Origin of the sequence: Streptomyces panacea, from assembly GCF_040560175.1 — a bacterium.
Taxonomy (GTDB): Bacteria; Actinomycetota; Actinomycetes; order Streptomycetales; family Streptomycetaceae; genus Streptomyces; species Streptomyces panacea.
This window is the reverse complement of sequence record NZ_JARJHW010000240.1, coordinates 1-9,796: the sequence shown is the minus strand read 5'-3', so window position 1 is coordinate 9,796 and position 9,796 is coordinate 1. Positions and strand designations below refer to the sequence as shown.

The following is a 9,796-nucleotide window of genomic DNA, read 5'->3' as shown; positions in this document are numbered from 1 at the left end:
CTCCGCCGCCCCGGCCCCCGACGCCGTCCCGTACGCGCACACCCGGCTCCCCGACGCCGAGCGTGAGCTGCTGCGCGAGGTGCTGTACGAGGTCGGCACCGACCCCGAGCAGAAGTTCATCCTCGGCCGCCGCACCGCCGAGCTGGAGCGGCGGCTGGCCGACCGCGCGGGCGTACGCGACGTCGTCGCCTGCGCCAGCGGGACCGGCGCGCTCACGCTCGCGCTGCGGGCCGTCGGAGTCGTTCCCGGCGACGAGGTGATCGTGCCCGCCTTCGGCGCCGAGCCACTGGCCGCGACGGTGCTGGGCGTCGGCGCGGTGCCGGTCTTCGCCGACGTCGACCCGGTGACGATGGTCATGGACCCGGTCGACGCGGAGAGCCGGGTGACCGGCCGCACCCGCGCGGTCGTCCCCGCCCACACCTTCACGACGATGGCCGACATGCCCGCGATCCGGTCCTTCGCGCGTCGCCGCGGGATCGCGGTCGTCGAGGACGCGGCGGTGGCCCAGGGCGCCACCCTGGGCGGCCGGGCGGCCGGTACGTGGGGGGACGTCGGGCTCTACTCGTTCTTCCCGGTCAAGCCCTTCGGGATGCCGGGCGAAGGCGCGGTCGTCCTCTCCGACGACGCCGAACTCACCGCGCTCGTCAGGCGGTTGCGCAACCACGGCCAGGACGGCGTACAGCGCTTCGTGCACCACGAGGTCGGGTTCAACAGCCGCTTCGACGAGGTGCAGGCCGGCTTCCAGCTCGCCCGGCTGGAGCGCGCCGACGGCATGGTCGCCCGGCGCGCCGCCGTGGCCGAGCACTACAACGCGCGCTTCGCGGCGCTGCGCGGGCGCGGTCTGCTCGCCCCGACCACCGGCGCCGACGGCCAGTGCCACTACGTCTACGCCGTACAGACCATCTGCCGCGACTCGCTGGCGGCGCACCTTGCCGCGCACGGCGTCGGCAGCCGCGTCTACTACCCGGTGCCGCTGCCGCGGCTGGCCGCCTTCGCGGCGTACGCGGGAGAGGGCGCGGACGGGCGGCGGCCCGGCGCCGAGCTGGCGAGCGCGCGGCATCTCGCGCTGCCGCTGAATCTGAATCTGACGGACAGTCAGGTCGAGCGTACGGCCGACGTGGTCTGCGCGTTCTTCGACTGAGCGAGGCCGATCCCCCGACCGAGGCCGATCCCCCGATCCAGGCCGTGCCACCAGCCGAGGCCGTCACCCCACCGAGGCCGGGCCCCACCGCGGTCCGACCGCGCCCGACCCCGGCCGGCCGACCTGACCAACTGACCCACTTCCTCCGACGGGAGCAACCGTGAAAAGCAAGGTCGTCGTTGTCGGGCAGGGGTACGTGGGCCTGCCGCTGGCAGTCCGGGCCGCGCTGGCCGGCCACCAAGTGGTCGGCTACGACGTGGACACCGACCGCGTCAAACGGCTCATCAGCGGTGAGTCCTACGTCGAGGACATCCCCGACGCACAGCTCGCCGTCCTGCTCGACCAGGGCTCCTACCTGCCCAGCACCGACCCCTCCGACCTCGACGGCTTCGATGTCGCCGTCGTCACCGTGCCCACCCCGCTGCGGGACGGCGCGCCCGACCTCTCGTACATCGAGTCGGCCGCCCGCACCCTCGCCGGCCGGCTGCGCCCCGGCGCGACCGTGGTCCTGGAGTCCACCACGTACCCCGGCACCACCGTCGAACTGCTCGTCCCGCTGCTGGAGGAGGGCTCCGGCCTGACCGCCGGCGACGACTTCCACCTCGGCTACAGCCCCGAGCGCATCGACCCCGGCAACCCGACCTGGCGCCTGGAGAACACGCCCAAGGTGGTGTCCGGCATCGACGCGGCGTCGCTCACCGCCGTGAAGACCTTCTACGACACCATCACCAGCACCACCGTCCCGGTGCGCACGACCGAGGTCGCCGAGCTGTCCAAGCTGATCGAGAACACCTTCAGGCACGTCAACATCGCGCTGGTCAACGAGATGGCGATGTACGCGCACGAACTCGGCGTCGACGTTTGGGAGGCGCTCGACGCCGCCGCCTCCAAACCCTTCGGGTTCATGCGCTTCACACCGGGACCCGGCGTCGGCGGGCACTGTCTGCCGGTCGACCCGGAGTACCTGTCCTGGCGGGTACGGCGGACCCTCGGCCGCCGCTTCGAGTTCGTCGAACTGGCCAACCACATCAACGGGCACATGCCCGACCACGTGGTCCAGCGGCTGCTGCTCGCCTTCAACGCCCGCCGCAGGCCGCTCGCGGGCTCCCGGGTCCTGCTGCTCGGCCTCGCGTACAAGCCGAACACCGGCGACGCCCGCGAGTCGCCCGCGCTGCGCGTGGCGGAGCTGCTGCTCGGTCTGGGCGCCGACGTGCGCGCGGCCGACCCGTACGTGGTCGAGGCGGTGACCGTGGACAGCAAACTGACCCGCTGCGACTTCTCCGAGGAGGAGCTGGCGGCGGCCGACGCGGTGGTGCTGCTGACCGACCACGACGCCTTCGACTACGAACTCGTCGCCCGGGCCTCGGACTTCGTACTGGACTGCCGGCACCGGCTGGAGACCGGCCCCACCGTCGAAGTCCTCTGAGTCCTCCGAGCGGTGAGTACGGCGAGCGAGACACCGGCCGCGACCTGGGCCGTCCAACGGGAGACGGGGAGACACACGTGAGTGACGGACATCTGGAGGTCTGCGTCGTCGGCGGCGGACCTCGTGGCCTCTCGGTCCTGGAACGGCTCTGCGTCAACGCGCGCCGACGCCTCCCGCCCGGCTCCACCCTCGTGGCGCACATCGTCGACCCCTACCGCCCCGGCGCCGGAGGTGTGTGGCGCACCGACCAGTCCCACCACCTGCTGATGAACACCGTCGCCTCGCAGGTCACGCTGTTCACCGACGAGAGCGTGCGGATCGAGGGCGAACTCGCCCCCGGCCCCAGCCTGTTCGACTGGGCGGCCCGGCTCGGCACGGAACCGGGGGAGACGTACGACGACCAGGTCCGCGCCGAGGCCCGCGACCTCACCCCCGACTCGTACCCGACCCGCGCCTTCTACGGCCACTACCTGGAATGGGTCTTCGGCCATGTCGTCCGCACCGCGCCGGCGCACGTGCGCGTCGTCGTCCACCCATGGCGGGCCGTGCGGCTGTACGGGGGGCCGGACGGCCCCCAGGGCGTGCTTCTCGCCGACGGCTCCCGTATCGAGAACCTGGACGCGGTCGTCCTCGCCCAGGGCCATCTCCCGGTCCTCGGCAGCCCCGGCGAGCGCGAACTGGCCGGCTTCGCGCGGGCCCACGGGCTGACGTACGTCCTGCCCGCCAACCCCGCCGACACCGACCTGTCCGCCGTCCGGCCCGGCGAGGCCGTCGCCCTGCGCGGACTAGGGCTGAACTTCTTCGACCATCTGACGCTGTTCACGCTCGGCCGCGGCGGCACGTACACCCGCCGGGACGGCCGGCTCGTGTACGGCCCTTCCGGACACGAGCCGAGCCTGTACGCCGCCTCCCGGCGGGGCATCCCGTACCACTCGCGGGGCCGCAACCAGAAGGGCGCGCACGGCCGGCACCTCCCGCGGGTCCTCACCCCGGCGGAGCTGGAGCGGCTGCGCGCCGCCGCCCTGCTCGGCGGCGGCCTCGACTTCGGCCGCGACCTGTGGCCGCTGATCGCCAAGGAGGTCGAGACCGTCCACTACACGGCGCTGCTCGCCGGGCGCGTGGGCGAGACGGAGGCCGGCCGGTTCGCCGCGCGCTATCTGGGACCGGCCTGGGGGTCGGCCGAGGAGTCCGACCTGCTCGACGCGTACGGCATCGGCCCCGGCGACCACTGGGACTGGAAGTACCTCGCCGCGCCCCACGCCGACCAGGGCTTCCGGGGCCCGGCGGACCACCGCGACCGGCTGCTGGACATCCTGCGCCGGGATCTCGCCGAGTCCGCGGCGGGCAACGTCGACGGCCCCCTCAAGGCCGCACTCGACGTGCTGCGGGACCTGCGCAACGAGATCCGGCTGGTGGTGGACCACGGCGGGCTCACCGGCGGCTCGCACCGCGACGACCTGGAGGGCTGGTACACCCCGCTCAACGCCTTTCTGTCCATCGGCCCGCCCCCCGAACGGATCGAGCAGATGATCGCGCTGATCGAGGCCGGGGTGCTGAGCGTCCTCGGCCCCGGCCTGCGCGTCGGCACCGACCCCGGCCGGGGCGTCTTCACCGTCGAGGCGCCCGCCGTGCCCGGCTCCCTGACGCGCGTCACCACCCTGGTCGAGGCCCGGCTGCCCGAACCCGACCTGCGCCGGACGGCCGACCCGCTGCTGACGGACCTGCTGGCCACCGGGCAGTGCCGCCCGTACGCGATAGCCGACCCGCGACTCGGCGCGTACGAGACCGGCGGCCTCGCCGTCACCCCCCGGCCGTACCGGCTCGTCGACGCCGAGGGCCGCGCCCATCCCCGGCGCTTCGCCTACGGCGTGCCGACCGAAGCGGTGCACTGGGCGACCGCCGCCGGGGTCCGCCCCGGCGTCAACTCGGTGACACTGGGGGACTCCGACGCCATCGCGCTGGCGGTCCTGGCCCTGCCCGCGGGCCCGCCACGGCCGCCGGTGCCGGACCACCAGAGATCCCGGACCTGAAGTCGGCGCTGCGCGAACACAAGTGACGAGGAATCAGAGATGACGTGCAATCAGTTCGCGGCGGACACCGGGCTGTTCTCCCCGGTTCGGGCCGGCACCCCGGCCGAGTCCGCCACCAACGACGCCGCGTGTCTCCAGGCCATGCTCGACACCGAAGCGGCCCTGGCCCGGGTCCAGGCCCGGCTCGGCGCCGTACCCGAGTCCGCCGCCCGCGCCATCGGCGAGGCCGCGCGGGCCGAGCACTTCGACCTGTACGACCTGGCGGCGCGCTCACGCGGCGCCGCCAACCCGGTCGTGCCGCTCGTACGACAGCTCACCGCGCTGGTCGCCGCCCGGGACGCCGACGCCGCGCACAGCGTCCACCAGGGCTCCACCAGCCAGGACATCCTCGACACCGGCCTCATGCTGGTCGCCGCGCGCACCCTGGACCTCGTCCTGGCCGACCTGGACCGCACCGCCGGAGCGCTGGCCCGCCTCGCCGCCCGGCACCGCGACACCCCCATGGCCGCCCGCACCCTCGGCCAGCACGCCGTCCCCACCACCTTCGGCCTCAAGGCGGCCGGCTGGCTCCAGGGCGTACTCGACGCGCGCGACCGGCTGCGCCGGGTGCGGGGCGAGGGGCTGCCGGTCCAACTCGGCGGCGCGGCGGGCACGATGGCCGGATACCTGGAGTACGCGCTCGTGCACGTACCGGACGCCGCCGACGACGGCGGCGAGCGGTACATCCGGGCGCTGCCCGCCGCGCTCGCCACCGAGCTGGGCCTCACCGAACCGCTCGTGCCCTGGCACACCGTCCGTACCCCCGTCGCCGACCTCGGGGCCGCGCTCGCCCTGCTCACCGGCGCTCTCGGCGCCATCGCGGCGGACGTCCAGCTGCTGTCCCGCACCGAGTCGGGCGAGGTCGCGGAGCCGGCCGCCGAGGGCCGGGGCACGTCCTCCGCCATGCCGCACAAACGCAACCCCGCCCTCTCGGCGCTGATCCGCTCCGCCGCCTACCAGGTGCCCTCCCTCGTCGGCACCCTCATGCAGGTGTCCGTCCACGACGACGAGCGGCCCGCCGGCGCCTGGCACGCCGAATGGCTCCCGCTGCGCGACTGCCTGCGCCTGGCCGGCGGCGCGGCGCACACCGCCGCCGAGCTGACCGGGGGCCTGAGCGTCCACGAGGACCGGATGCGGGCCAACCTCGACCTCACCGGCGGCCTGGTCGTCTCCGAACGGCTCGCCGCCCTGCTCTCCGTGGAACTCGGCCGGGCCGAGGCGAAGACGCTGCTCGCCCGGGTCTCTGCCGAGGCGGCGGCCACCGGCCGCCACCTCGCGGACGTCCTGGCCGAAGCCCTCGGCACGACCGGCCGCCGATCGGCCGACGACCTCAGGGAGCTGTCGGACCCGGCGCGGTACACCGGGGCGGCGGGTCAGTTGGTGGACCGCGTCCTGGGGCGCTTCCACCTCGATCGGCCGACGGGCTGACCGGGTCCCGGCAATCAACTTGCTTGTCAAGATCGAGCCCTATGTAAGGATGAGCCAGTCGCCCGGCAATGGGCCGCGCGGCCCGTACGACTCCCTTTCCCTGGATGGTCTTGGATGCAGAGCTCTCAGCGTCGTATCGTCCGAACCGCGCCTCTTCCCGCCGCAGATGAGTCCGTTTCGCGTCCGCAGCACAGCGACCTCTTCCTGGAGGCGCACTACACGATCGACCTTCCCCCGCTGGAGGACGAGGCGGACTTCGACGGATCCACCGTTCCCGACCCCGGCGCCTACCGGGGAGGGCGCCCGCATGCCGGCGGGTGAGAAGGGCCAGGACGACGGGCCCGACGTCCTTCTGGACGGGCTGACCGTCGACGACCGCAACCCCGAGCAGCCCGTCCTGCTCGACAAGTCCGGCCACCCTGTACAGACATGGCGGCAGAACTACCCGTACGACAAGAAGATGCGCCGCCGCGAGTACGAGCGGACGAAGCGCACGCTCCAGATCGAACTGCTCAAGCTCCAGCGCTGGGTGAAGGACACCGGCCGGCGGGTGGTGGTGGTCTGCGAGGGCCGGGACGCCGCGGGCAAGGGCGGCACCATCCAGCGGTTCACCGAGCGGCTCAACCCGCGCGGCGCCCGCGTGGTGGCCCTGGAGAAGCCCACCGAGCGGGAAGCGGGGCAGTGGTACTTCCAGCGGTACGTGGCGCACCTGCCGTCCGCCGGGGAGATCGTCTTCTTCGACCGGTCCTGGTACAACCGGGCCGGCGTCGAGCGGGTGATGGGCTTCTGTACGACGGACGAGTACGAGCACTTCCTGCGCCAGGCGCCCCAGTTCGAGCGGATGCTCACCGACGACGGCATCCTGCTCGTGAAGTTCTGGTTCTCGGTCTCGCACGACGAGCAGCGCACCCGCTTCGCGATCCGCCAGATCGACCCCGTACGGCAGTGGAAGCTCTCGCCCACCGACCTCGCGTCGCTGGACCTCTGGGACGCGTACACCGCCGCCAAGGTCGACATGTTCCGGGCCACCGACACCCCGCACGCGCCCTGGAGCGTGGTCAAGAACAACGACAAGAAGCGGGGCCGGCTGGAGGCCATGCGCAGCCTGCTGTGGCGGCTGGACTACGACAGGAAGGACGAGGCGCTCCTCGGCGTACCCGACCCGCTCATCGTGGGCCCGGCCGACACCCTGCTCGAAGCGGGCGAGGAGAGCACCGACCTGTCCCCGACGTCGCTCGCCGGCCACGCCCGGGGCCCCGGCGACCACCCGGCGGAGCCCACGGGCTGAGGCGGGGGTGTCTCGGGGCGGCGGGGGTTCTCAGAGATAGCGGCGGATCGGGACCACGGACGCCTCGCGGGCCCGCTGCATCAGCGAGCGCCGCTTCCAGCGGCCCGGCGAGATCGGCTCGCTCACCGTCAGGTCCTCCTCGAAGTGGCTGTCCAGCGTGGCCGTGAGGGAGGCGTCCAGCACGGCGAGCATGACCTCCTCGTCGTGGTCCAGCGAACGCCGGTTGAAGTTCGTCGACCCGATCAGCGAGGCGATCGAGTCGACGGTGATGACCTTCGCGTGCATCATCGTCGGTCGGTACTGGTAGATCTTCACGCCGCACGCCGTCAGATCCTCGTAGTACCGCTGTCCGGCCAGCAGACAGACCCGCTTGTCCGTGTGCGGCCCCGGCAGCAGGATCTCCACCGAGACCCCGCGCCGGGCCGCCGCGCACAGCAGCTCCACGAAGTACTCGTCGGGCGCGAAGTACGCCGTCGCCAGCCGTACGCGCTCCTCCGCCGACTCCAGCATCACCCGGATCAGGGTCTGCATGTCCTGCCAGCCGAAGCTGGCCGACCCGCGCACCACCTGCACGATCGCGTCGCCGTGCGCGTCCTGGGTGACGAACCGGTCGTGTTCGTCGAAGAGTTCGTCGTGGCACTCCGCCCAGTTCTGGGTGAACGCGGCGGCGATCCCGTCCACCGCGGCCCCCCGGACCCGTACGTGCGTGTCGCGCCACTCGTTCTCGTTCCGCGCGTCGCCGCACCACTCCTCGGCGATGCCCACACCACCGGTGAACGCGGTCGTCTCGTCCACGACGAGCACCTTGCGGTGGCAGCGGTGGTTCTGCTTGAGGGGCGAGAGGTAGAGCGGCTTACGGAACCAGGCCACCCGCACCCCGGCCTCCTCCATCGCCTTCAGCTGGTCCTTCTCGATCAGCCGGCTGCCGAAGCCGTCGAGCAGCAGCCGCACCCGCACCCCGGCGCGCGCCCGCTCGCCCAGCGCCTGCGCGAACTCGTGGGCGATGTCGCCGCGCCAGTAGACGAACGTCATCATGTCGATGGTGTGCTCGGCGCCGCGGATGCTCTCCAGCATCGACGCGAATATCTCGTCGCCGTTCCGCAGGGGGACCAGCACGTTGCCCTCGGTCATGGCGATGCCGATCAGCCGCTCCAGGCGCCGCCGTATGCGCCGGATCTTCTCGGTCGTCATCGGGTCACCGTCACCGATCTGACCGGCGGGGAGAACACCGGCGGGGAGAACAGCGGTGTGGAGATCAAGGGAGGGACCCCTTTCGGGTCGGATCCGGTCGCGGGCGTGACGGTCACGCCCTACGACCGGGTGCCCCTGTCCCGGCCCCCCACGCTGTGTTCAGGAACGCATTGCGCGCACGGCGGCGAGGAACCGCTCGATCAGCCGGACGTCCTTCACACCCCGGCTGCCCTCCACCCCGCTCGACACGTCGACGCCCCACGGCCGCAGGGCCGTCACGGCGTCCACGACGTTGTCCGGGGAGAGCCCGCCCGACAGCACCCACGACCCCGCCGGCCGCTCCGGCAGCGACTCGGGGGACCAGCGCTCCCCGGAGCCCGGCCGCGGTGAGTCGATGATGAGCACGTCCTCGCCGTACGCGCCCGCCGACAGCGGATCGCCCGACCGCGGCGAGGTGGCGCGGATGAGGCGGAATCCGTCGGCGCGCAGCGCGGCGAACGCCTCGGGCGGTTCACCGCCGTGCAGTTGGACGGTGTCCGCGCCCGCCTCGGCCGCCGCCCGGCGTACCTCCTCCAGCGGCTCACCGCGGAAGACCGCGACCTTCGCGACACCGGGCGGTACGAGCGCGGCGAGCGGGTGCGCCTCGGCGGCGGACAGCCGCCGGGGGCTGGTCGTCAGGATGAATCCGACGGCGGAGGCCCCACCGGCCACGGCGGCCTCGACCTCGGCCGGCTTCCGCAGACCGCAGACCTTGGCGTACAAGTTGTGCAACAGGAGCTCCTCGCTCGATGGACTCGACTCGAGGGTACGAAGAAAGCGAGACGTACGTTGCCGCACACCGCCGCCCTGACCGCCCCCGGAGCACCCTTCGAGGTCGTACGCGCCGAGAATGGCTCGCTCATGTACGCGGACGGGCCGCGCACCCTGCGGGAGTTCGTGGAGACGACCTGGGCGTACGGGGAGCGGCCCTTCCTCGTCGCCGGCGACGGGGCCCACCTCCTGACGTACGGTGACTTCTTCGCCGCCGCGACCATGCTGGCCAACCGCTTCGTGGACACCTACGGCCTGCGGCCCGGCGACCGGGCCGCCCTCGTGATGGGCGACCGCCCCGACTGGCAGACCGCCTTCTGGGCCACCCAGCTCGCCGGGCTGGTCGCCGTACCGCTCGACGCGGCGTGGACCGGGGACGGGCTGGGCCGCGTACTGGACCACTGCGCGCCCCGTGTGCTGCTCGTGGACGACGAGCGGCTGCC

At 72.9% G+C, this 9,796-nt stretch carries 9 protein-coding genes; 7 read left to right on the top strand and 2 right to left on the bottom strand.

All coding sequences use genetic code 11. The annotated features are described in order from the left end of the window. From P3L51_RS32970 to ppk2, 6 genes are all read left to right on the top strand, one after another. On the top strand, positions 1-1,141 hold a 1,141-nt coding region (locus P3L51_RS32970), incomplete at its 5' end, for a DegT/DnrJ/EryC1/StrS family aminotransferase (RefSeq protein ID WP_435594579.1). A gap of 160 nt (positions 1,142-1,301) precedes the next feature. Beyond that, on the top strand, positions 1,302-2,567 hold the full coding sequence (locus P3L51_RS32965) for a nucleotide sugar dehydrogenase (RefSeq protein ID WP_354609018.1): 1,266 nt from the start codon (positions 1,302-1,304) through the stop codon (positions 2,565-2,567). Positions 2,568-2,644: 77 nt separating this feature from the next. Next, a complete protein-coding gene (locus P3L51_RS32960) occupies positions 2,645-4,597 on the top strand; it encodes an FAD/NAD(P)-binding protein (protein ID WP_354609017.1) in 1,953 nt (650 codons plus the stop codon). A 39-nt stretch (positions 4,598-4,636) separates the two neighbouring features. Further along, the gene (locus P3L51_RS32955) at positions 4,637-6,064 is read left to right on the top strand and encodes a nitrosuccinate lyase (RefSeq protein ID WP_354609016.1); all 1,428 of its coding nucleotides are present in this window, start codon (positions 4,637-4,639) and stop codon (positions 6,062-6,064) included. 114 nt (positions 6,065-6,178) lie between these two features. Continuing rightward, positions 6,179-6,385 carry a hypothetical protein gene (locus P3L51_RS32950; RefSeq protein WP_354609015.1) on the top strand — a complete coding sequence of 69 codons (207 nt, stop codon included), beginning with the start codon at positions 6,179-6,181 and terminating at the stop codon, positions 6,383-6,385. Continuing rightward, positions 6,372-7,352, top strand: coding sequence for a polyphosphate kinase 2 (gene ppk2, locus P3L51_RS32945; protein ID WP_354609014.1), 981 nt, complete (start codon positions 6,372-6,374; stop codon positions 7,350-7,352). Before P3L51_RS32950 ends, ppk2 begins: the two co-directional genes overlap by 14 nt. Before the next feature lie 30 nt (positions 7,353-7,382). On the opposite strand, the gene P3L51_RS32940 is transcribed toward ppk2, so the two are convergent. Beyond that, positions 7,383-8,543, bottom strand: a complete 1,161-nt coding sequence (locus P3L51_RS32940; RefSeq protein WP_354609013.1) for a phospholipase D-like domain-containing protein — start codon at positions 8,541-8,543, stop codon at positions 7,383-7,385. Positions 8,544-8,702: 159 nt separating this feature from the next. Then, positions 8,703-9,314 (bottom strand): phosphoribosylanthranilate isomerase, encoded by a 612-nt coding sequence (locus P3L51_RS32935; RefSeq protein WP_354609012.1) that lies wholly within the window; start codon positions 9,312-9,314, stop codon positions 8,703-8,705. Between the two features lie 57 nt (positions 9,315-9,371). Here P3L51_RS32935 and P3L51_RS32930 point away from each other — a divergent pair. Beyond that, positions 9,372-9,796, top strand: a 425-nt coding sequence (locus tag P3L51_RS32930) for an AMP-binding protein (protein WP_354609011.1), incomplete at its 3' end; no start/stop codon positions are given.